This window comes from Luteolibacter sp. AS25 (genome assembly GCF_046736275.1).
GTDB lineage: Bacteria > Verrucomicrobiota > Verrucomicrobiia > Verrucomicrobiales > Akkermansiaceae > Luteolibacter.
On sequence record NZ_CP151837.1, the window covers coordinates 1825559 to 1848505 of the forward strand.

Consider the following 22947-nt stretch of genomic DNA (forward strand, 5'->3'; position numbering starts at 1 on the left):
TATTTGCCCTGCAGCCATGTTTTTAGAAAATCCCTTCTTCGATACCCTTCTCCGCATTCTCATTCTCGGGCCCACGTCCCTCCTCTGGATAGTCGTGGTAGTCCGCTTCGTCGGCCTGCGTTCATTCTCAAAAATGACCGCCTTCGACTTCATCACCACCGTTGCCACAGGCTCCCTCTTGGCAAATGCAGCCACCGCCACCAGTTGGAGTTCGTTTCTCGTCGCGGATTTTGCCGTCCTCGCCCTTCTCGGCACACAGGCAATCATCGCACACCTCCGCCTTCACGATAGCAAGCTACTGAAGACGATCGAAAACGAACCACTTCTTCTCATGCTTGACGGCGAAATCATCCACCGGAACCTGAAGCAAAGCCGCGTTTCCGATAGCGATCTCTATGCGAAACTCCGCGAGGCCAACGTATTGCACCTCTCGGAAGTCCGTGCCGTAGTCCTCGAGACGACTGGCGATATCTCAGTCCTCCACGGCGATTCACTCTCCCAGGAACTGATAGCCTCTGTCAGAAGGCACGCCTGATACCACACCTGGTGCCCGGCAGCACTAGCACCTTGCTACAACGGACGTTATTCCGTAAATTCCGTTACTCCGCGTCCTTTCTGGATCCCGTTTTCCACTCTCAGGTATTCCCACCATGTATCTCAAGACACTCGATATCCAAGGATTCAAATCCTTTGCTGATAAAACCGTATTCGAGTTCGCAAAGGGAGTCACAGGAATTGTCGGACCGAACGGATGCGGGAAATCAAACGTAGTGGACGCCATCCGCTGGGTTCTGGGCGAAACCTCCGCCAAAGCCCTCCGCGGTGGCGAAATGGCAGACGTCATCTTCGGCGGCACGGAAAAACGCAAACCCCTCGGCATGGCTGAGGTCACACTCACCATGGCGGATTGCGAAAAATCCCTCAATGTGGACTTCAACGAAGTTTCAATCACCCGTCGCGTATTTCGCGATGGCCGCTCGGAATACAGGCTCAATGGCACTCTCTGCCGCCTTCGCGATTTCCACGATCTATTTATGGATACCGGTATCGGCCGCACCGCCTACTCCATCATGGCACAGGGCCAGATCGATCAGATCCTCTCTTCCAAGCCAGAGGAACGCCGCGCCGTTTTCGAAGAAGCCGCCGGCATCACCAAATTCAAACGGGAGAAAAAAGACGCCCTCCGCAAACTGGAATACACAGAAGCCAATCTTCTCCGCGTGAATGACGTGCTAGCCGAGCAGGAGCGACGCATGAACTCCCTCAAGCGCCAGGTTACCAAAGCCCGCCGCTTCCAATCACTCTCAACCGATCACGGAATCCTCGATACCCACCTCGCGCACAAGCGCTATACGGAGATCACCGCAGAACGCGCGGAGCTCACGAACTCCATCCGCTCGCTGGACGCACGAGACTCCCACCTCTCCCGGTTGCTCCCGGAAAAAGAAGAATCCGTCACCGAAGCCCGCTCCGCCGCCCGCCTCTTCGAATCCGAACTCGCAGAACTCCGCCAGCAGCTCAATACCCACCAAAACGCTCTCACCGCCGCCCAAGCCCGCATCGCCTTCAACAACGAACGCAAAGCCGAGCTCGAGGGCCGCATCTCCCAGAACCATTCCGACATCGCCTCCACCCGCGAAAAACTAGCCCAGCAGGAATTCGATTTCACTGCCGCAAACGAAGCTCTCGATCAACTCAACCGCCGCATCGTTGAGCAGGAAATGGAGCTTCAGAAACAGGAGGAACAAACTCTCTCTGCCCGCTCCTCCCGCGCAAATCTGGAAGACTCACTCCGCTCCTCCCGCGCCGAGGCCAATAAGACCCAGACACTCATCGCCTCCATGCAGGCAAAAATCGAGTCCGCCCTCGCCCAACTGGAAGGCAACCGCGACCGTGCACGCCAGCTCGCAGAAGAAGAGCAACGCCTCAACCTCGGCGTCGAAGAACACATCGCCCAGCAGACACAAATCGCTACCCTCGTTTCCGAAACAGGAGAGAAACTCAGCGAGCTAGAGGAAGACTTCCAAACTGCCGAGCGCTCCTTCCAACACACGCGCGGCGATCTTGATTCATCACGAAAAGCCGCCACCGAATCCAATAAAATTCTAGCCCAGCGCTCAGCCCGTCTCGATGCCGTCCGCCAACTCGTCGCCTCCGGTGAGGGTTTTGCAAAAGGCACCCAGAGTTTACTGAAAGGTCTTGATCAACCGAAGGAATTCAAACCCGCCATCGAGGGCGTGCTCGCCAATTTCATTCAGGCAGACGACTCCGCAGCCCGGGCAATCGAAGCCGCGCTTGGCGCGAAACTCCAGACCGTCCTCGTCACGGAATCCACCATTGCGGAAACACTTATCCAGCGCCTTACCGAGAAGAAACTCGGAACCGCCGCTATACTGGCAAAAGACCTCATCCCGGCCAGCTCCGGCACACAGATGGAGGCCATCCCCACCGGCGCCACCGCTTGGGCATTGGACAAAGTGAAATCGGAACCCCAGGTCGGCGCCATCATAGAGCAGCTTCTTGAAAAAACACTCATCGTTCCCGATCTCAAGACAGCTCTCAAGCTCCGCTCGGATTATCCCAATTTAACTTTCGTCACAAACACAGGAGAAATGCTTTCACCCGAAGGCACCATTCAAGGCGGAGCCTCTTCCGGTGGCTCCACCTCGCTCCTCGAACGCCAAAATGAAGTCCGCACCCTCCAAAAAGAAGTTCAGGAGCTACAAGCCGCAGATGACGATGCACGCAACCGCGTCTCTACCCTTGAGTCTCAACTGGAAACCCAGCGCGAAGCCGTGGAAATCTCCCGCGAACGACTCCAGAAACACAAAGTAGAGCTCTCAACCCTTCAGGGCCAGCTCTCCCTCGCATCGCGCGAAGTAGAAAATTTCAATACCCGCATCGAAAACGTCCGCTGGGAACGATCCGAACTGGAAAAACGCGAAAACGCAGCCGCAGACTCACGCCAATCCATCGAATCCGAACTAGCCGCCGCCCGCGAGCGCTTGGAAGCCATCGAAGACGCAAACCGCTCCCTCCAGTCCCAATCTGATGCAGCCATCACCGCAGAGCAGGAATTTACCGCTGCCCTTAACGAGATTCGCACTACTCTAGCCGTAGAGAAGCGCGCCAAGCAAGCAGCGGAAGAGCAACAACGTCCCATGGAAGCACGCCTCTCTGAGCTACGCGAGATCGCCATACGCCGCGAGACCGAGATTGAAAGCTTCACCCAGCGCATCCAGGCCGCAGCCGATGAAAACCTATCTCTCGCCTCACAGGTAGAGGATCACCAGATCGAATCGGAAGATCTCCAGCAGGCTCTCGCTGAAAAAGCAGAAGGCCGCACCCTCCTACTCCAAGCCATTGAGGATGCAGAGCAAATCCTCTCAGCCGCCCGCAAACAACTCTCCGAGACCAACGAACAAAAAGGCCGCGAGGAAATCGCCGCCACCAAGCTCGATCTCCGCTTGGAAAACCTCATCTCCGCCACCGAAGACCGCCATCAAATCACTCTCGCCTCCTTCGAGCCAGACTCCCACCTACTCCTTTCCACCCTTCAGGGCAGGAAACTCAAGGACGCATCAGGAGACGAAACCACCGTCGTTGCCCCTCTGGAGAAACCCGGAGAAGGAGAAATTGCGGATACCCCCGGCGAGCCGAACTGGTCCCACGTGGAAACGCTCGTCCATGAACTGAAGCGAAAAATCGAATCCATGGGCCCCGTTAACGTCGATGCCATTGAGGAATACGACGAGCTTGAGGAACGTCACAATTTCCTCCGCAACCAGCACGACGACCTCGTTTCCTCAAAAACCGAACTACTCACCGTCATCGAGCGCATCAACGACGAAACACAGCGCCGCTTCTCCGAAACCTTTGCCCAGGTCCGCATCAACTTCCGCGATATGTTCAAGGAGCTCTTCGGCGAGAAAGGCCAGGCGGACCTCACTCTCCTCGACGAGTCAGACCCTCTGGAGTCCGGTATAGAAGTCATCGCGAAACCCCCGGGGAAAAAGCTCCAATCGATCACCCTCCTCTCCGGTGGCGAACGCTCCATGACAGCCGTGGCACTCCTCTTCTCCATCTACATGATCAAGCCCAGCCCTTTCTGCGTGCTGGACGAACTCGATGCCCCGCTTGATGAATCAAACATCAACCGCTTCGTAAAAGTTCTCGATCGCTTTATCGATAATTCCCAGTTCATCATCGTCACACACTCCAAGCGCACCATGGCCCGCGCGGACGTGATGTATGGTGTCACCATGGAGGAATTTGGAGTTTCAAAACCCGTCGGTATGCGCCTCACCGCCTCCACGGACGATGAAAAAGTTGAAGCGAAATCCGCCGCCCAAAAAGCAGCACTACGTCTCGACGCATAACCCCAATAAAGAGTTAACGCCCGCTCCGCCTGTCGGTCCGGTTTTCCCGGGCAATTTCTTCAGTCGAACACAAATCGGCTCACTGCAACCACGTGGCAAACGCTGCCGCCAAGAACAAAAAGATGCCAGATCGCGTGATTGAACGGCAGCCGGTTCCATAGAAAGAAAATCACACCCAGTGTGTAAGCCAGCCCCCCGGCGACCAGCCAACCCATTCCGGCAGCGGGTAACTCCCTCCATAGCGGCACAATCGCAAGTAGGATGAGCCACCCCATCAAAAGATACAAGGCAGTGGACAGCCAGTGATCCTTCCTCCCTTTCCATAGGGTTTTCATGAAAATCCCGGCAATCGCCATCGCCCATACCGCCCCGAAAATCGACCATCCCCAAATCCCACGGAGAGTAATCAGTGTGAAAGGTGTGTAGGAACCAGCGATCAGCAGATAGATGCAAATGTGATCCAATGTCTGAAAACGTGCCTTCCACCGGTGCGTGGTCGCTATGTGGTATAGCGTGGAAGAGGAATACAGCACGATCAGTGAAAGCCCGAATACGAGTCCGGAAATCACCTTAACCGGTTCTCCCCAACCCAGCATCAGCATCGCCACCAACGCACCCACGCTGAAGGCCATCCCCACGGCATGTGTGACCATACTAGCCACCTCTTCGCGGTGGGTGTCGCACAAATGAGATCTGACTTCAGGTTCGGTTTCCATGGAAAGCTACTCTCTAATCGTGCTGAATCATCGCTTTGTCCAGCAAACGTCCGCCACGGCGTCAGCTATTCGCTTGGCAGCATGCCTGATGCCGTGACGCCACCCGGCCTACTTGGGTCAAAAGTCACAAATGGCGATGAGATTAATGACTTTACTCCCGTTAGGTCTCGATACCTTATGAGAACAAGCCAGCCAAGTTACTTAAGACCAGGCCGGAAATGAGTGATGAATAGAGTTTACCGTTTTTTTCTAACTACTTCGATTTCCCCGGCGTTTGCCGCATCACAGATTCAAGCTGAACCACCTCGGGAGCCGGATCCCTCGGACTATGAGGTAATCATCGACAGGGAACCGTTCGGAGTCTCCGAGCAGAAGACGGTAAAAATCCCCCCTCCTCAGGTGTCGCTGGACTACGAACTTCAGGGAATCACACGGATGTCGGATGGCTATTTGGTCGTGATCGCCCGAAGGGAGCGCCCCGATCAACAGCTGATACTCAAGGAAAACAGTAAAAACATCAACGGGATCGAGATCTTACGGGTAAATAAGGATGAAAAAAACTTCATCAATACAAGTGTCTCCATCTCTACCCCTTCCGGCCAACAGACGATAACATACAATCCGGTATCGCTGAAGCGTCCCTACCAGCAAACGGAAACCGAGGCAGCCGAGAAGGCTCAGGACCTCGAGAATGAGAAAAATTCCGACTCCGATCCAAGGGAAGGAAAACTCACACCCAAGCCACAGATTGTCCTCCCCCCGATGCAGTAGTAATGGAATCAGGAGGCTGTCCGCGAAGATTCCTCAACTCGCCTCACCTGACCCCTTCCGATCACGAAGCTCTAGCTCAGTTCTTCTTCGATAAATTCAAGCACTAGATCTACAAGTTCATCCATACCTGCCGGGAGGTCTTCTTCAATCGTTGAGAGGTAGTCGGCTTCGGTTTCGGTATAAGCACCGCGGTCTTCACTGCGTGTTCCGCACCAGCGACTCGCGTTAAGAGGATCCACAATCCCCTGAGCACCAATAAGATCGAAGGACTTAATCACACGCTGGTGATCTATCGGGCTCTGCCAGAATTCATGCAAGCGGTCCTCACTTTCGAGGATAGGCACGGTTTCGTAAATATCCATCAGCGCACGTTCCTCCCGGCTCAGAGCACGCTCTTCCATTTCGACTTCGAGTCCGTCGACCAGCATTTCCACTTCATCCGGCCATTCAATAGGTTCCTGAAAAATCATTTCATGCGGATGTAGAATGCCCAGGCAATCATTGCCAAGCGAATCCGTAAAACAATTGCAGAAACCCGGACCAACCCTCCCCCTAAAAGCTTGCGAAAATCGCTGGCATCTGTCTTTTCCTGCGCGAGTGTCCGCGATGGAAAATTTCATCAAGCTCATAACGGGCGTCTGCGGTGCTGCGCTGGTGGCTGGTTTCACCGGATGTTCGAACGTGATGCCCTCCCTTCCGATGCCGGGAAATTCGAAGGATGACACACTGAAATTACAGATTTTCCTCGATTCCGAAAACTTCGGACCAGGTGTGATCGATGGAAAGAAAGGCGAATTCACCACCAAGGCTTTAGTGCTTTATAGACAAGCAAATGGCCTACCTGAGGGCCAGATGCCCGATCTTTCCGGCATACAGTCATACACCTCCTACTCCATCAGCTCCTCTGATCTGGAAGTGATCGGAGAGATGGCCTCCGGAGCTGAAGCTCAATCACAGCTCTCCAAAATGCCCTATACCTCCTTGATTGAACTTCTTTCGGAGCGTTTCCACACCACCCAGACCTTTCTCAGATCCCTCAATCCAGGGATGAACCTCAACTCACTCCCTGCGGGAACCACGGTGAAAGTGCCGAACACTGCCAGGCCTTTCCTCTACCATTCCTACCCATCCGGTTATCCAGCCCCTTCCTCCGCTACCGCTCAGTCGAGGACAGTGATTGTCAATCTTCAGCAGAAAATGCTCCAGGTTACCGAAGGTGGCCGCACCCTCGCAGCCTTCCCTATCACTCCGGGTTCATCCGCCCATCCGGCGCCGGTCGGAGAGTGGAGAATTACCGGATCGGTCCCTTGGCCATGGTATCGCCATGACGAAGGTGTGCTCAGCCGTGGTGAGAGAACCGATGATTTCTATAACCTTCCTCCCGGCCCGAACAATCCGGTCGGCATTCTATGGGCTGGCCTCAATCGCTCTGGAGTCGGAATCCACGGTTCACCGGTCCCCGATACCATCGGCCGGGCAGGCAGCCACGGTTGCATTCGTCTTTCCAACTGGGATGCCGCTACCTTCCACACCCTCATCGGGAAAGGAACCAAGGTATCAATCCAGTAAGCCGCGTCTTAATTTTCCGCCCGCTCCTACCAGATCGCGGGCTTTGGCGCGCTGCATCATCACCAGTGAGCCCGCCACCAGGACAGCCCCGACAATAAGTCCCCAGCCCGCGCTTTCACCTTTCAGGAAAAGCAAAGATTCACTCATCCCACACAGCGGGATCAAAAATCTGTATCCTGCGAGCAGAGGCACCGGGTAGATCGTTGAGAGATGATTCCACAGCGCGAAGGCTGCCGCGGATACGATGCTCATCCAGCAAGTGATCAGTATCACCACCGGATCCCTGAAAAGCTCTCCCATGTGAGAGATCGCCCCTGCACCGGTGATCAGCAGCAAGACACCGCCAGCTGCTAGTGAAAAGCCCGTCGCCGCGCGCGCGCCAATCGCTCCTCCGATTTTCCCGAATTCAATAATTCCGACCGCTCCCAGACCTGTCCCTGCTATCATCAGCAGTGCACCCAAAAGCGGCCTTCCCGCACCCGTCCCCGGCGCAGCGGTGGCCAGGGTGATTCCTAACCCTCCCACCAGCAGCGCATACCACTGCCCACGGCTCGGGTTCGGAGCTTTCGAAAGCATCGGCGCCAGCAGCACCCACCAAAAACTGCCACTGGAAGCAAGAAGGCCGGTAAGACTTCCGCTTGCCACGGCAACGGCCAGATAAAACATCAGATATTGCCCGTAGGTTTGGGTCAGAGACATCGTCAGCAGCCTTAATTTGGGCCCGTTCTTTATACCCCGCCACGGATTACGGGAGATCAAAAGAAGCAGCACCCCGGCAATAGTGAATCGCACCCCGGCAAACCACCAGTAATCACTCAGAACCGGCTCGAAACCCTGCTCTTCCCAGATTCCATATACCGTTTTCAGACAAGGAAATGCGCTACCCCATAGAAGCGCGCATAGCAGCGCACCGGGCAAAACCTTGAACCATCTCTGATCTACTTCCACGCCGCGGAAGCTGCCCACGCCTCCCCCTCGTGGCAACTCCCCATTCCCTCTCATTCAATTTTCGACCTGCTTTCTAGCTACCCCACTTGCTCTCCTGTGGATTCGGGCAGTCGACATACCACGGGAGGTCCATCAGTCGGTTTCTCTGTAACTCCGCAATCACCTGCGCCCCCAGTAAAATAATCAAAGCGGCAGCCTCCATCGTGACCAGTAATATAATCGTGGTAGCCATTGATCCGTAAACCGCATTGACGATCGAAAGGTGGTTGAAATATCCCACCAGCACCACACGCAGCACCTCCCACATCATAGCCGCAGTGAGTCCACCTGAAAGTGCTAGACGATAGGAGATCTTTGTCACAGGCATTACCTTGTAGAGAGTCGCGAAAAGCAGAACCAAGCCTACAAATCCTGCAGCCCGCAGTAAGATCTCCGCCAACCATTGCAGCCCGAAACTCTGCCCTCCGAAGGCATAGGTCCGCCCCACATTGGACTCGGCAAAGGCAGTGATAGCCGTCAGCACGATCAAACCCGCGGCCACCAGAATGATGAAAAAATACGGGATCAGCGCGGAAACCCAGAAGCTCCGCTTCAAAGGCGGCGCCTTGCTGTGGAAAATAATCGAAAACGCATTCTCCAGTACCCGAAAAGCCATTGTGCTGAAAAACAGCAACACAATCACACCGATCCATCCCGCCAGCTGTCTGGACGCCAGAAAGGACTCCAGAATTTCGACGATCATCGGCGTAGCCTCAGGCGTGATCAATGCGACCTCAGTGGTCACAGCATTCATCAACAGATCGGTATCGAAGAACTGGGAAAAAATCACCACTAGCACCGCTGCCAATGGCACCAGCGAAAGCATTGCATTATAAGCAACCGCCCCTGTTAGAAGCAGACCGTTGTTCTGAAAAAAGAAATCCCGCAACACCCGCTTGGCGAAGTGGAAGAAATGGCATGCTAACGAATTCACTCCCTGAAGTATGATGCTACAATTGCTATCAGTCCAGCTGTGGATCGACCTGCGCGAATTCCTTGGATATGTGCACAATGCAAGCGGCAGCACTGGCGAAATGCAAAAACATCACCATCTCCAGATATCCCGGCAAATAGACAATGACCCCTCGAGCCTTTTCAAATCAGGGATAAAGCGAACCCGGACCCAACTGGCTATATTTTTGCTAAACGGGAGCATCGGCCGAATCAATCAGCCGATGAAAAACGCAACCTATGAAAATTACAAAAAACGAACTCCACAGCCTACTCGTCGAACAACTCCGCGACATTCTTTGGGCGGAAAAACATTTGGTGAAGGCTTTGCCTAAAATGGCGAAAGCGGCCACCGATCCTAATCTGAAGGAAGCATTCGAGTCCCATCTCGAGGAAACAAAAGGACACGTGGATCGCCTTAAGGAGGTCTTCAAACATCTCGACCTCACCGCACGTGCTAAAAAGTGTGATGCTATGGAAGGTCTGCTTTCGGAAGCAGACGAGATCAAGGAAGACTTCGAAGGATCCGAGGCGCTTGATGCGGCTTTGATCTGTGCTGCACAAAAGGTGGAACACTATGAGATCGCCACCTACGGCTCGCTCAGGGCCTTCGCGAAACGCCTCGGCTACAAGGAAATCGTCGATCTCCTCCAGACTACTCTGGACGAAGAAGGTGCAGCGGATAAGAAACTTACGAAGATTGCGCTCGCTGATTGCAACGACGCGGCAGCCTAAAGTTTCTAATGGCGTGGTTTGAGAAGCCCTCCGCGTCTCTAGCTACACAAACTGATTAATAAAAAAGGGCGGGCATTGTTGCCCGCCCTTTTTTGCTCAAACTTAAAGTTTATTCAGGAATTGAAAGATCCACTGTCCCTTCGGGAAGGAATTTAACTTCGCTAACTTCAGTATAGCGCATTTGCTCGCCGATTTTGCCATCAGTCATGTCGAAAGTGCGGTGGCCTGAGGAAAGTTTCACCCCACTGACATCCTTCAGGTTGTCGAGGGTAATGAATTTTTCGGGACCTACATTATCACGACCGAGTAGTGTGTTGGTAACAATATAATATGCACCGCGGGTCACCTTGGTCTCTGGATCGATGAGCAGCACATAATAATCATCCGGCGAGTCGCCGGCATCCTGGGTGTAGGTGATTTTCACCTGATCGTATTGTTTCCCTTCGAATTCCTTCTGTTCATCAAGTTTTTCGAACATGGCGTTCTCATCGTTGAAGACGAAGGGAATACCGATGAAATAATAAGGTGTAAGTGACCAGAAGCGGTAAGGCGGAGCAAATTCCGCGTCGGCAGGATTAATCCAATATTCCCCATCCTTATTCATACCAAAGCTGATATCGCGCCCTGCCACCTCATGCACGTTGGCAAGGGTTTTGGTATCCACTGTCTGCAACGTATCCACAACTGCTTCCGGTCCACGGTCTTCCATGTGATAGACCCAACGGAACTGGAGTTGACCGTTGTCATACCATTTCTTGGCACCACCGTGTGCCTGGATTGATTCCATAACCAGATCACGCCCTTCATTTTTGGATTCAGCTGCCCCGGTTTCCTGTTTCATTTCCTTCTGGCAGCTAACCGAAAGCAAGCTAGCTCCTACCAATCCGAATATCGTGTTTCTCATTGTTCGCCATGGTTCCACCGCTCCTGTTATCCGCAAGGGGTATTTCTCCAGCTGGTAAAAAAGCCGCGCGGTGCTAATTTGCCCAATCATGAAGCCTTTCCTCAAAATACTTTCCGTATTTCTTGCCCATAGTGCGGCTGCCGGTCCAATACAGGACTTCTGGTTCAATGGAGCTGAAATCTCCTCCTACACCCTTTCCCAGAGCCGTTATGGTAGCAACCATCCGGGTCACGCGGAGCTTGTCTATGTCACTGAACCATTTCTCACGGAGAAGCAGGTGAAAAACGAAAACGGTGGTGAGCCCACAACTGATGTTCTGAAGCTCAATGCTCTGACGACCTTCAATACCGGACTCTACTCATACCGGACCATGACCAGCACATTCCGGCCGATCGACGTGGAGAAGTTCCCGTTCGCTCTGAAAACATCCACCAGCGTTCAGGACTGGTGCGGCCAATCCTTCCAACAGGCGAACCTGGTAGGAAATGAGTGGCATATTGAACTGCGGTCCTACTTTGAAGACGAAGGTGACCAGGAATTGACGATCCCGGAAACCCATACGGAGGACGGAATCTGGATCACCCTACGCCTGAACCCCAAGGAATTGCCGACCGGAAATATCAGCATGATTCCCGGAGCAGTATTCACCCGTTTCAATCATCAACCAGTTCAGACCACCCCAGCAAAGGCCGAACTGAAGGCCGGAGGAAAGGATTCAATCTACACAATCACTTATCCATCGCTCAAGAGAACCCTCTCCATTCGTTTCGACACAAAGTTCCCGCATATCATCCGGGGCTGGACGGAAAATATCGGTGACCAGAAAACAACCGCTACCCTAAATAAACGCCTGATGAACGTGTATTACTGGGAACAGCACAATCCGGGCGATGCATCAAAGCGGAAGAGTTTGGGCCTACAGCCAATTGCCGATTAAAGACGCGGTGCCAGACCGTCGTTCTACACGGCAATCACATCCGATTTCTTCTGCGCAATTAGTTTCCAGATCAGGAACGCAAAACCACCTACCGCCAGGACTAGCAAAGGTATACCAATCAGCGGTCGGTAATAGATCCAAGCAAAGGAAATTATCACCAGTGAGATGGGAAGAGCTAGCAGGATGGCAACAAGATTGGTCCCCACCCCGACGATATTTCCGATGAAGGGCACCACGTCCGCGACAACCGAAAGCGGGCGAAAGATGGCGGAAAAGCCGAAGAACATCAGGAAAACGCCTAGAGCCCGCAGGATCCATGTCATGATTTTGTTGCTCTCGTGAGCAGAGATAAACATCTCTTCCGCACTCTTGTCACCAGTCTCCAAAATATCGATGCTACCTCCAGCCTTGCCCACGAACGGCTCGAAACTGTTGCCGCGTTGTCTGGAAATAATGCTGACATCTCCCGGCAGAGCTTCCTCAAAGCTGATCCTCAAATCTCCCAAGGTCGGCGCATTTGTATCGCTTCCGAGATAGATTATACCGCCACTGACTGTGGCTTTTTTACCAAGTATTTCATCGGGAAATTCCTGCGTGGCATCGAAGCTGACGCTGCTGAAATTATCGATTCCGGAGGCTAAACGCGGTGAGAGCTCGAAGGCGCCAACATTAATCGGGTCGGCAATCCACTCTGAGCCGCTTACCTGCATCTCGGGGTTCAGGTGACCCGCTTGCTGCTTGAAACGTGATGAATCAATCCGACCCTTGTTCCATCCTTGCACGTAATCGTAGGTCGTCACTGTCTCCTCACCGCCACCAAGCTTTTTCCTGGTCTCGGATTGGGTATTCTCCTTCCACTGATACATCTCGACAACGCGCCTGAGCCGCAGGGCTTCACTGTTGATTCCGAACTGCTGATCCGAAAGTTTATCCTCGGAAATTGCCGGACCAGTGAGATAGACGAGCCTACCATCATTGGCCGGATTGACCTCATCCGCGGAAATACTGACAAATGTTTTCTCCCCTTCCTCAAGCGTTTTCCGCGTTTTCACCGCCCGCCCCTCGTTGATAAACAACACTGGAACGGCGATTATAATAAGGACGATTCCAACTAGGATACCCTTGAAAGCGCCACCCAATCGGCCAAGCCAACCAGTACTCGTAGTCTCAGTAAATGAATGCTCGGACATGTTGCGCGGACGATATTTGATCAGCCTTTTTTACGCAATTTGAAAAACCACAGGAACCAATTTGCACATTGCTCAAACACCCGCATGTTCACCCATGAGCGAAAAATTTCATGCATGGGCAGTAAAAGAAAAGGGCGGTAAGCTTGAGGAATTCGAATTTGATCCCGGTCCCCTTAAGCCAGAACAAGTTCAGGTAAGCGTGGAGTCCTGTGGAATCTGCCACTCGGATCTCTCAATGATCGACAACGATTGGGGCATGACCGAATACCCGCTTGTCCCTGGACATGAGGCTATTGGCATCATCGAAAAGGTCGGGGAACAGGTAAAAGGTCTCTCCGTGGGTGACCGCGTTGGACTCGGTTGGATCGCTGGCAGCTGCCTTTCCTGTGAACCCTGCCTTTCCGGAAGACAGCAGCTTTGCCCGGATTCCGATCATATGATCGTCGGAAGGCACGGCGGCTTTGCTGACAAAGTTCGTGCGAACTGGGAGTGGGCTGTAAAACTACCGGACACCCTTGATCCCGAAACCTCAGGTCCGCTTTTCTGCGGTGGCATCACAGTATTTGCTCCAATCTCAGACTTCGGAGTAAAACCCACCGATAAAGTGGGCGTCGTCGGAATCGGTGGGCTCGGACATCTGGCTGTGCAGTTTCTAAGAGCGTGGGGCTGCGAAGTAACCGCCTTCACCTCCAGCAAGGATAAGGAGGAGTCACTTAAAAAACTGGGGGCCCACAATGTCGTGGATAGCACGGATTCCGATGAGCTTGCAAAAATCGAAGGCCAGCTTGATTTCATCATGGTCACCACGAACGCACCGCTCGATTGGGCTTCATTCATCAAAGTCCTGGGTCCGGATGGGAAACTTCACTTCGTCGGCGCCGTGCTTGAAGCGATTCCTGTAGAGGCATTCTCCTTGATTCAAGGGAGAAAAACCGTTTCCGGCTCACCTCTAGGCTCTCCAGCAACCGTCGCTCAAATGCTTGAGTTCTGCGCTCGTCACAAAATCGCTCCTATCACTGAAACTTTCCCGATGGATAAGGTAAACGAAGGACTCCAACACCTCCGCGATGGCAAGGCCCACCATCGTGTGGTCTTGAAACGTTAAGAACTTCAGATCGGACAATGGAGCTCATTTCGAAGCACCACAGAATTTCCTTTGAATAAATCTGCCGCCAACTTATACTAAAGCTCGCTTAGCGAACGGGGGCGTTCTGGTTTCGACGGAATGTTTGACGCGCTGGCTGCACGTAGAGGTTGATCGGTTGGCCTCTTAAAAAAGCCGTTCAAAACATATAAATGCAGACTCTAACGAGCTAGCACTTGCTGCTTAATTGACAGCAACACCAAACCCCTGATGTCTGTTAGGGGGCAAGGTGACACTTAGCAGGCTGGCCTTGGAGCCGGGTAACCGGGCGCCTTGGTGAGATCAAACAGGTTTCTAGGATATGCAACGCGGCGGGTCGGCCCAGCGTATCCGAAAATTTTAGATGATCCGCTAAACGTGTAGATGCCTTCGCAGATGGCGTTTCGGACAGGGGTTCGACTCCCCTCGCCTCCACCATCTTTCAAAGCCTCAGAGTTCGCTCTGAGGCTTTTGTTTTTTTAAAAGATCATCCTACCCTATCAAATCTACAAAATTTGAGCTCTCGAATTCTTCAAACTTGGGTTCGCTTCAGGCCAAACCGGCCAACTAGTATAGTTGCCCCCAGCGTTTTGGAGAAATCTTCCCAGCTGCCCTCGCCCGTCGCTTTCATCGAGGAATGAATGCCTAGAATACAAATCGGCCAAAGCTGTCGCCGTAGAAGGCCACATCCGCTTCTGTCATATTTTAGAGGGCATAGCTGAAACGTTAGGGTCTGGGTATCTCTCACGAATTCTGTAGATACCGTAAGATTTCACGACATTCAATTTTCATTTAAGTTACGGACAATGAAGAGAATAACTACCTAGCTGTAAGTTAGTTACGAAATATATGAGGTAGTAAAAACGCTAACTACTGTCATCCCCCCGACAGCAGGGTTAGCCTCGCACGTCGAAGGAAATCAAATTCCTCGACTCCCCCCCACACCATTTATGCGGCGTAGAACCGTATAAATCACCCCCCCAACGACATGTTCCCCCAAATAAATTTTGGTGCACTCGCGCCTACACATCTACGTGGAATGATTGCCGGAAGCTTTGTGCTCGGCGGTCTTTGCCTCTCCGCTACCGGTCAGTCATTCAGTTCCGCAATCACCTTTGATGAAGCACTGCAGGACTATAGTCACGGAGACATCGTCGATCCAGATGCGTACGGCACAATGCTCTATTACTCGCCGCGCATCACGGTCACTCCACCGACATCCTCTCTTACTAAAGCGGTCATCTTCGACACACTGGATCCCCAGACAGCAGCCAATACTTCTGATCCTGATCTAATCCCCAACACCAGAGGAAACGTCAAGACCCAGGATCTCGGTAACATCATCATCATTCAAGAGAACAACGGATTCACAACTACTGGCAACTCCATCGACAATCCTTATAAGATGGTCGACGACGACGCCACTGGTGGCACCGTCACATTTGACTTCAACCCTGATACTAACGTAACCATCGATAGCCTCCGTCTCACCTTCATCGATCTTGAGAAACAGGGTGACATATCCTTTATATTCTCGGATGGATCGATCAGCAAAACGATATCCGGAAGCGCAATCCAAGGTGATACCTCGATTGTTTATGGAAATGGGAACGCAAATGAAACCCGTTTTTACACGGCCGCAGAGCTTGGTCTTACGTCGATCAACAAGCTTCAGGTCGTCTCGAAAACTTCATTCGCGGTAGATAACATCCGCATTACCGGATCAATCCCGGAGGTATCTTCAAGCCTTCTTTTGATCTCATCATCCCTCTTGTTCTGCTTCCGCAGACGTAGAAACTCCTAGTCAGGAACCAAGTATTTGTTTTGGGAGGCTTCAGCTTAGGCTGGAGCCTCTTTTTTGTATGCTAGACCACATCACGATTATGGATCACCAGCGTATCTTGTTAGATTGCGGTTCCAAACTTTACCTTCGTTTGCAAGTCGGATGCCGCACGTCCTACGAATCAGAAGGTAGCACCCAAATCCTTGTGCTATCCGAGGCACTAACCAAATCACTTTCTTCAGTGAACCCGATGGCTCACTACTGACCGTATAGCGACGTTTCCTATTTCCAAATCGGCAATCCACTGCCCGGATTTAGTTCTGTAGGGGGCTCAATGGAAAAGGATTTTTCACTACCTATTCTATACGGGCCATAGGCAATCGGAATTACGGTCAACTGCAGAGCCGGCTCTTCATCAACGATAACCTTGGAAATGTGCATTACAGCCGCACAGTTTGGGTTCTTGTTTACCTCCATGACATCGCCGACCTCGAAACGAGAAGCGGCAGTTTCATTTTCAGTCGGGAAAATATATTCAATCACTACAGGGAAACCAACAGCCTCGGTGAAATCGTCCGGCTTGACCATCGCCCGGGCACGAATTGCAAATCCCGGGTAAACGAAATCAGTCTCTTCAAGTTTTCTGACGTCCACCACCTGATAGTCTCCTTCCACGTATGTCAGAAGGAGGTTCTTTTCAAAGTTCCGCATGTAGTTCCTGACAAGGAGGGAGTTCAGGCGATCACTTTTTTCTTCATCCAGGCCGAAGTATTTTCCGTAAAGTTCGGTAGGAGAAAGCGAGTTACCATTAGGCACGTCGAGGACAGTGTAGCGCTTCAGCTCGGGAATTCTTCCGAGTTTCTTCAGGATCTCGTAATTACGGGGCATCTCCGGATTTCCGAACACGTGGAGACAGATCGCCCAGGAAACGATTGCGAAACAAAGAGCCAGCACATTTCCAAGAAACCACCAGAAGTATGCCGGGCGACGCACGACAACTTCATCCGACTTCTTCTTTCGCTTGTTCTTGGGCACTAGGAATTGCCCCCTTCTCCCCCACAAACTTCACCATCCTCGGCTCCGCTTCCCTCCGGTTCATCATCCGGCTCAAAGGAAGTGCCGCACCCGCAGGAGCGGCGCGCTTTCGGGTTTAGAATCTTGAAACCCGCGTCTGTCAGATCATCGGAAAAATCAATGATACATCCCCGGAGCTTATCGAAGCTGTCCGCGGCAATAATCACCCTGGCTTCCCCTGCCACAACGGTCTCATCGCCAGCTTCAGCCTCGGCGACATTCATCTCATACTGCCAGCCCGCGCAACCGCCCTTGCGGACAGCTAGCCGCAAACCAGCTTCCGGAGAAGCTGATTTGCTTTTTAAAAGGTCTGCCAGTTCGATCTGGGCTTTTTCTGTAATTTCAATCATCGCCACGTCGGAAAACTACCGACAAACGAGAAACTTGAAACCCAAATTTTTCAAAGATCGTATCGGAATGCTAAAGCTGGAAGTAGTCCTCGGAAGGGGTGTGCCCGGTGGACATCTGTGCTTCTCCATTGTTCGCTAGATGGACAAGGCAGTGGTAAACTTCCTCAGGATCGCCATCAACTTCGAAGGCTACCTGCTCGGCATTCTTAGCTTCTGAAACCAGACGACTGCGGACTCTGCCCAGCAGATCGAGGAATGCTGTAGCCGCTGCTTTGCCAGCCTCAACACCCGGTTGATGATATGCATTGATATTCACCAGTGACGCATAGAAGGAAACCGTCCGCTCGAACAATGCGATGAGCATGCCGAGTGTGAAAGGTGTGACCTCGAAGATAGAGATAGTCAGTGACTTACGGTCACTCTCGTAAAGCGCCTTGCGCGTTCCACGAAGGAAGCCCTGAAGATAATCCTGGCTGGTATTGCCTGGCTCTACCTCGATGGATTTCCCCTTACGGCCGTGACGGACCTCGATAAATGTCGCGAAAAAGTTATTCACACCATCACGAAGCTGCTGAACATAGGCATGTTGGTCGGTGGAACCTTTGTTCCCGTAAACCGCGATTCCCTGGTTCACCACATTTCCATCCAGATCTTTCTCTTTTCCGAGAGATTCCATCACCAGCTGCTGAAGGTATTTGGAAAACAGAACGAGCGAGTCCTTGTAGGGAAGGACCACCATATCCTTTTCACCTTTACCGTTCGTAGCCTTATGCCAAGCGAGGGCGAGTTGCATCGCCGCATTTTTACCGGCATCCTGAACGCGTGTTTTCTCATCCATTGCAGCAGCACCTGCAAGCATCGCATCCACATCAAGACCCTGTAGGGCGGCAGGAACCAGACCTACCGTCGAAAGAACCGAGGTACGGCCGCCAACCCAGTCTTCCATCGGAAATTTGGCGATAAACCCGTGATCATCCGCGAAACGGTCCAGCTTGGACCCTTCACCAGTTACCGCGACCGCATGTTTTCCGAAATCAATACCCGCTTTTTCGAAAGCGGCCTTCGCTTCCAGCATGCCGTTGCGTGTTTCAGCCGTGCCGCCGGATTTTGAAATCACCAGAACCAGTGTTCTCGTAAGATTCAGGGTGGACAGCGTATCGTCGATTCCCGCTGGATCGGTGTTGTCAAAAAATGAGATCCCCATTTTCGCTTTCTGGCCGATCGCGTCGTTCACAAGCTGTGGTCCAAGTGCTGAACCGCCGATTCCAATCAGCAAAACATGCTTGAATGTATCGCCATCCGAAGTGCGGACGCTACCCGTGTGGACCTTCTCTGCAAATTTCTTGAGATCCTTGAGAGGCTCAGTCACTTGCTTTTTTATCTCCTCGGTAGGAGCCAAATCAGAGTTCCTCAGCCAGTAGTGACCGACCATGCGCTGCTCATCCGGGTTCGCGATAGCACCTGTCTCTGTGCTCACCATATCCGCGAAGGCCTTGTTGATATTGGAACCGAGTGACTCTTTGTAGGAGGCATCCACATCCATCAGCGAGAGATCGATGGTAAAACCAAGATCATCATATCGCACCAAACTTTCGTTGTATTCTTTCCAGCTCATTTTTTTGTTAGATAAATTATTCAGTAAGTTAAAATCGATTTCACGTCATGTGGGAGCAACTTTTCTCTCCCGCTGAGAAATTCCAGCTCCACGAGAAAAGCGATCGAGACGATATCCGCACCAAGTGCTTCGAGCAGCTTGATTGAAGCTGCTGCCGTTCCGCCTGTTGCGAGGAGGTCATCAACCAGAAAAACCCTTTCTCCTGGAGATACCGCATCCTCATGCACCTCTACAACCGCTTCCCCGTATTCCAGTGCGTATGATTCCTCCCGGCATTTCCACGGGAGTTTACCCCGCTTTCTCACGGGCACAAATCCAACACCAAGCCGATCGGCGACCGCCGCTCCGAAGATGAATCCCCGGGCATCAATTCCGACAATCTTATCCACCTTCTGGCCTGCGGCCATCTCGCAAAGCAGATCAATAGACCCACGGAAAAGCTCTCCATCACCAAGAATAGGAGTGATGTCCTTGAAAATGATCCCCTCTTTCGGGAAATCCGGAACATCACGTATTGCTTGTCTCAGCCGCTCTACCATCAAGAAAGCCTCACCTTCATTTCAGGGCGAATCAAGGCCGGACCTGGAATTGAGCATGAAAAACCATCAAACTTGTGATGAATCGTATCCCTCTCCATATCCATTGCCTCGATTTAGATGGAAAACCCGCACATCGATTCGGATGTGCGGGTTCGAAATTGAACCGGTAGACCATTAAAACCCACCTGAATGACGGGTCAGATTACACTACTCGTCGTCATCTTTCTCACCTTTCACGCGAACCTTGCCACGCAGCTTGGCCTCGATGAAGGCATCGATATCACCATCCATAATATCCTGGATACTTCCGCTTTCCTCGCCGGTCCGAAGATCCAAAACCTTCTGGTATGGCTGGAACACATAGGAACGGATCTGGCTACCCCAGGAAACATCACTTTTAGCTCCATAGGCAGCTTCGGCCTCGGCAGCTCGCTTATCCTCCTCAATCTGATAGAGCTTCGCCTTCAGGATCTGGAAAGCTAGGTCCTTATTGGCTCCCTGCGTACGGGAGGCCGTGGATTTAATCAAAATACCGGAAGGAAGGTGGCGTAAAAGCACACCGGTTTCGACCTTGTTGACGTTCTGGCCGCCCTTGCCACCGGATCGCATCGTACTGATCTCAACGTCCTTGTCGGCTATCTCGATATTGATTTTATCATTCACCTCGGGCGTAGCATCGATCGAAGCAAAGGAAGTATGCCGTTTACCAGCTGAGTCGAACGGTGAGATCCGCACCAGGCGATGCACACCACGCTCGTTCTTGAGGAATCCAAAGGCATTTTCACCACTGATTTTAATGGTGGAGGAGCGCAGGCCCGCACCATCGCCATCTTCCCAATCCATGGTCTCAACGCGGAACCCCTTGCTTTCAGCCCAGCGTGTATACATGCGGTGCAGCATCTGGGCCCAGTCACATGCCTCGGTTCCACCAGCTCCCGCTTGGATCGCAAGATAGCAGTTCGCACTATCATTCGCTCCATCGAGCAAGGTGATCAGCTCGAACTCACGGATATCCTTGTCGAGCTGGGCCGCTCCATTGATTGCTTCTCTAGCCAGCTCCTCGTCATCGAATTCCTTGGCCAGCGAGATCCCCTCAATTACATCTTTGCAGCGGCTTTCCAGCCCCAGGAATGCCTCGTATTTCTTCTTCAGCCCGGCGGCTTCCTCTGAAATACTCCTTGCCTTGTCGGTATCATTCCAGAAATCCGGGGCACCCATCGCCTCTTCCAGCGTTTGGATTTTATTTTCTAAAACAGGGACGTCAAAGATACCTCCTGAGTTTTGACAGGCGGCTTACAGTGCCGTCCGTGTCAATCGCCAGGAGGTCAGCGGTAGGTAGTGTGGACATGGACGGCGAACAAAACGCAACCAGCTGCCACCCGCAAGAAGAAACCCGCTTATATTATTGCCATCCATCCCTCGCCCCCCCCTCTCCCGGCAGACATCGCCGATGTATTATGACTTTCCAGGCAAGCTCCATTGAAATCCAAAAAATGCGACCTAACATGCAAGCCATGAGCGAAAAAATCATACCTACTATTTCAACCGGCGTTGCAGGTCCACTCGGTATCCTTCACTTGCCCCGCCTCTGGCAGAAAATGACTCTTGGAGCTGCGGGAAGACTCCCGGAAGGCTACGCAAACTGTGGCCCGGGCTACGACATGATGGTGCTTGATGCGCTTGGTGTCGACCGCGATACCCTTGCCCAATTCGTGGAATCCGAGAAACCTACCTATATCCAATTTGAAAAGTTCTTCGCGAAAACCGCTACCAAACTGAATCAAACCGCAGTTTCACAGCTTAACAACGCGATCCTCAGTTATCAGCATAAGGATGAGGTCCGTCAGGAAATTCTCACCTACGCCGGACTTCCCGATGGGAAACCCACTGACGCGATCAATCTAAACAATTTGGATGATTGGCAGTCATTCCACGAAAGTTTGATGGCCTAACCCGCCACTTGGGGTCCGGCCCGATATTCATCGACCGCAAGCCGGATCCCCATCCCCTTTTGAAGAGTTTCCGCATACTCCTCCTCAGGAACAGAGTCTGCTACAATTCCTGCTCCAACTTGGTATCGCAACGTCCCTCCGTCCCTTACCAGAGTACGGATCGCGATGTTAAACTCACTTTCTCCGTCGAAACCCAGCCAACCCATGGCACCGCAGTAAATCCCCCGTGGTGATTTTTCCAGCTCCTGTATAATCTCCATCGCCCGCTTTTTCGGCGCACCCGTGATACTTCCTCCTGGAAAACACGCTTCCAGAGCACTCAGGGCACTTTCGTCCTCCCTTAGCCTGCCCACCACGGAAGATACCAGGTGATGCACCTGCGCCAAGCTCTCCAAGCGCAGCATATCGGTCACTTCCACACTGCCGAAATCGCAGACTTTTCCCAGATCATTGCGGAGCAAGTCAGTGATCATTACCAACTCGGACACCTCCTTCGGGGAGGATCTCAGCGCCATCACGGAAGCCATGTCCGCAGCCTTATCTGGAAATCTGGGCCGGGTCCCCTTGATGGGTCTCGTTTCAATCCTATTCCCAGAAACCTTGAGAAACAACTCAGGCGAAGTCCCGAGAATCTCCCGACCCGCCAATTTCTGATAGATTCCCATCGGTGCCGGACTCGCCTTCCTCAATACCTCGTATAGCCCAAACAACCCACCACTCTCCGAGACTTCCGCACAAAATCCCTGGGCCACATTGACCTGATATATGTCGCCCGCAGCGATGTATTCCTTCACCTTTTCCACTGCGCTGAGGAAATTCTCGCGTCCCATTTCCTCGGAGAATTCGCCGATCACAGCTGATTTCGAGGTCATTCTCCTGAATTCGGACTCGAGTCCTCCCTTTCCCCACCATTCCCCGGAGCGCTCATCACGGATCAACAGCCTCTCATACTCCCCGAACACAAAATCTCCCTCATACGAAACCCAGCCGCATAAACCACCGGCAAAAAATCCGCCGGAAACATCTACCGACCTTTTTTCTGCCAAGGCCATCGCCAGTCTATTTCTGTCTTCTTCGCGAAAAATAGACCCTTCGTGTATTGCCGTGGGGCTAGCAGCCACAATGGAAACCGGGCACTCCCAGCCGCTCGGAACATTACCCGCCGTATCAAAAAACAATAGCCCATCCATCCACTCCAGACGTCTGGCGATTTCCACCGCTTCCAGCCCGTCTAGCTCGGGCACTCTGGACAACTCTCCCTCGTTCATTTTCAACTCCCGCAACTTGCCTTCACACTTCCTTCCGCTCAATCATTAATATCCCTTTCGCCATCCTTGCCCCAATGCACATTCTTTACTGTTGCAAAACGCGG

Annotated in this window: 21 protein-coding genes and 1 other RNA gene; 10 read left to right on the forward strand and 12 right to left on the reverse strand. The window is 52.5% G+C overall.

Features of this window, described 5'->3' with window-relative positions; genetic code table 11:
• Nucleotides 1–16 precede the first annotated feature (16 nt).
• Both AAGA79_RS08310 and smc read left to right on the forward strand, forming a co-directional pair.
• Entirely contained in the window at nt 17–535 is a 519-nt protein-coding gene (locus AAGA79_RS08310) for a DUF421 domain-containing protein (protein ID WP_411825331.1), read from the forward strand.
• 115 nt (nt 536–650) lie between these two features.
• Nucleotides 651–4379: a chromosome segregation protein SMC gene (gene smc, locus AAGA79_RS08315; protein WP_411825332.1), complete on the forward strand. Its 3729-nt coding sequence runs from the start codon at nt 651–653 to the stop codon at nt 4377–4379.
• A 59-nt stretch (nt 4380–4438) separates the two neighbouring features.
• Here the strand turns inward: smc and trhA are convergent, their stop codons facing one another.
• Nucleotides 4439–5095, reverse strand: a complete 657-nt coding sequence (gene trhA, locus AAGA79_RS08320; protein ID WP_411825333.1) for a PAQR family membrane homeostasis protein TrhA — start codon at nt 5093–5095, stop codon at nt 4439–4441.
• Nucleotides 5096–5320: 225 nt separating this feature from the next.
• Between trhA and AAGA79_RS08325 the strand changes: the two genes are divergently transcribed.
• Complete coding sequence (locus AAGA79_RS08325; protein ID WP_411825334.1) at nt 5321–5866, forward strand: hypothetical protein; 546 nt, start codon at nt 5321–5323, stop codon at nt 5864–5866.
• Nucleotides 5867–5937: 71 nt separating this feature from the next.
• On the opposite strand, the gene AAGA79_RS08330 is transcribed toward AAGA79_RS08325, so the two are convergent.
• Nucleotides 5938–6336 carry a hypothetical protein gene (locus tag AAGA79_RS08330; RefSeq protein ID WP_411825335.1) on the reverse strand — a complete coding sequence of 133 codons (399 nt, stop codon included), beginning with the start codon at nt 6334–6336 and terminating at the stop codon, nt 5938–5940.
• 136 nt (nt 6337–6472) lie between these two features.
• Between AAGA79_RS08330 and AAGA79_RS08335 the strand changes: the two genes are divergently transcribed.
• Nucleotides 6473–7435, forward strand: a complete 963-nt coding sequence (locus AAGA79_RS08335; RefSeq protein WP_411825336.1) for a L,D-transpeptidase family protein — start codon at nt 6473–6475, stop codon at nt 7433–7435.
• Here the strand turns inward: AAGA79_RS08335 and AAGA79_RS08340 are convergent.
• Both AAGA79_RS08340 and AAGA79_RS08345 read right to left on the reverse strand, forming a co-directional pair.
• Nucleotides 7424–8401 (reverse strand): DMT family transporter, encoded by a 978-nt coding sequence (locus tag AAGA79_RS08340; RefSeq protein ID WP_411825337.1) that lies wholly within the window; start codon nt 8399–8401, stop codon nt 7424–7426. The genes AAGA79_RS08335 and AAGA79_RS08340 overlap by 12 nt on opposite strands.
• Nucleotides 8402–8456: 55 nt before the next feature.
• Nucleotides 8457–9356 (reverse strand): YihY/virulence factor BrkB family protein, encoded by a 900-nt coding sequence (locus tag AAGA79_RS08345; protein ID WP_411825338.1) that lies wholly within the window; start codon nt 9354–9356, stop codon nt 8457–8459.
• A gap of 263 nt (nt 9357–9619) precedes the next feature.
• On the opposite strand from AAGA79_RS08345, the gene AAGA79_RS08350 reads away from it, so the two are divergent.
• The gene (locus AAGA79_RS08350) at nt 9620–10108 is read left to right on the forward strand and encodes a ferritin-like domain-containing protein (protein ID WP_411828225.1); all 489 of its coding nucleotides are present in this window, start codon (nt 9620–9622) and stop codon (nt 10106–10108) included.
• Between the two features lie 109 nt (nt 10109–10217).
• Here the strand turns inward: AAGA79_RS08350 and AAGA79_RS08355 are convergent, their stop codons facing one another.
• Nucleotides 10218–10949, reverse strand: a complete 732-nt coding sequence (locus tag AAGA79_RS08355) for a hypothetical protein (RefSeq protein ID WP_411825339.1) — start codon at nt 10947–10949, stop codon at nt 10218–10220.
• A 151-nt stretch (nt 10950–11100) separates the two neighbouring features.
• On the opposite strand from AAGA79_RS08355, the gene AAGA79_RS08360 reads away from it, so the two are divergent.
• Nucleotides 11101–11949, forward strand: coding sequence for a septum formation inhibitor Maf (locus AAGA79_RS08360; RefSeq protein WP_411825340.1), 849 nt, complete (start codon nt 11101–11103; stop codon nt 11947–11949).
• 23 nt (nt 11950–11972) lie between these two features.
• Here the strand turns inward: AAGA79_RS08360 and AAGA79_RS08365 are convergent, their stop codons facing one another.
• The gene (locus AAGA79_RS08365; protein WP_411825341.1) at nt 11973–13139 is read right to left on the reverse strand and encodes a TMEM43 family protein; all 1167 of its coding nucleotides are present in this window, start codon (nt 13137–13139) and stop codon (nt 11973–11975) included.
• 94 nt (nt 13140–13233) lie between these two features.
• Here AAGA79_RS08365 and ahr point away from each other — a divergent pair, with 94 nt between their 5' ends.
• The 3 genes from ahr to AAGA79_RS08380 all read left to right on the forward strand — a co-directional run bounded on the left by ahr (nt 13234) and on the right by AAGA79_RS08380 (nt 16066).
• On the forward strand, nt 13234–14244 hold the full coding sequence (gene ahr, locus AAGA79_RS08370; protein ID WP_411825342.1) for an NADPH-dependent aldehyde reductase Ahr: 1011 nt from the start codon (nt 13234–13236) through the stop codon (nt 14242–14244).
• 97 nt (nt 14245–14341) lie between these two features.
• Nucleotides 14342–14700: a transfer-messenger RNA gene (ssrA, locus tag AAGA79_RS08375) on the forward strand.
• Between the two features lie 550 nt (nt 14701–15250).
• Complete coding sequence (locus tag AAGA79_RS08380) at nt 15251–16066, forward strand: hypothetical protein (RefSeq protein ID WP_411825343.1); 816 nt, start codon at nt 15251–15253, stop codon at nt 16064–16066.
• Nucleotides 16067–16327: 261 nt separating this feature from the next.
• Here the strand turns inward: AAGA79_RS08380 and AAGA79_RS08385 are convergent, their stop codons facing one another.
• The 5 genes from AAGA79_RS08385 to prfB form a co-directional block, all read right to left on the reverse strand.
• The gene (locus tag AAGA79_RS08385; RefSeq protein ID WP_411825344.1) at nt 16328–17080 is read right to left on the reverse strand and encodes a hypothetical protein; all 753 of its coding nucleotides are present in this window, start codon (nt 17078–17080) and stop codon (nt 16328–16330) included.
• Nucleotides 17080–17469: a HesB/IscA family protein gene (locus AAGA79_RS08390; RefSeq protein WP_411825345.1), complete on the reverse strand. Its 390-nt coding sequence runs from the start codon at nt 17467–17469 to the stop codon at nt 17080–17082. The genes AAGA79_RS08385 and AAGA79_RS08390 overlap by 1 nt, the downstream gene beginning before the upstream one ends.
• Before the next feature lie 70 nt (nt 17470–17539).
• Nucleotides 17540–19084 (reverse strand): glucose-6-phosphate isomerase, encoded by a 1545-nt coding sequence (locus tag AAGA79_RS08395; protein ID WP_411825346.1) that lies wholly within the window; start codon nt 19082–19084, stop codon nt 17540–17542.
• A 20-nt stretch (nt 19085–19104) separates the two neighbouring features.
• Nucleotides 19105–19623, reverse strand: coding sequence for an adenine phosphoribosyltransferase (locus tag AAGA79_RS08400; protein WP_411825347.1), 519 nt, complete (start codon nt 19621–19623; stop codon nt 19105–19107).
• A gap of 207 nt (nt 19624–19830) precedes the next feature.
• A protein-coding gene (gene prfB / locus AAGA79_RS08405) for a peptide chain release factor 2 (protein ID WP_411825348.1) occupies nt 19831–20971 on the reverse strand; the annotation gives its coding sequence in 2 pieces (ribosomal slippage) (nt 19831–20892 and nt 20894–20971; 1140 coding nt in all).
• Between the two features lie 166 nt (nt 20972–21137).
• On the opposite strand from prfB, the gene AAGA79_RS08410 reads away from it, so the two are divergent.
• A complete protein-coding gene (locus AAGA79_RS08410; RefSeq protein WP_411825349.1) occupies nt 21138–21575 on the forward strand; it encodes a DUF5069 domain-containing protein in 438 nt (145 codons plus the stop codon).
• Here AAGA79_RS08410 and AAGA79_RS08415 read toward each other — a convergent pair.
• Nucleotides 21572–22843, reverse strand: coding sequence for an anthranilate synthase component I family protein (locus tag AAGA79_RS08415; RefSeq protein ID WP_411825350.1), 1272 nt, complete (start codon nt 22841–22843; stop codon nt 21572–21574). The two genes, AAGA79_RS08410 and AAGA79_RS08415, sit on opposite strands and share 4 nt — an antisense overlap.
• Nucleotides 22844–22947: the final 104 nt, after the last annotated feature.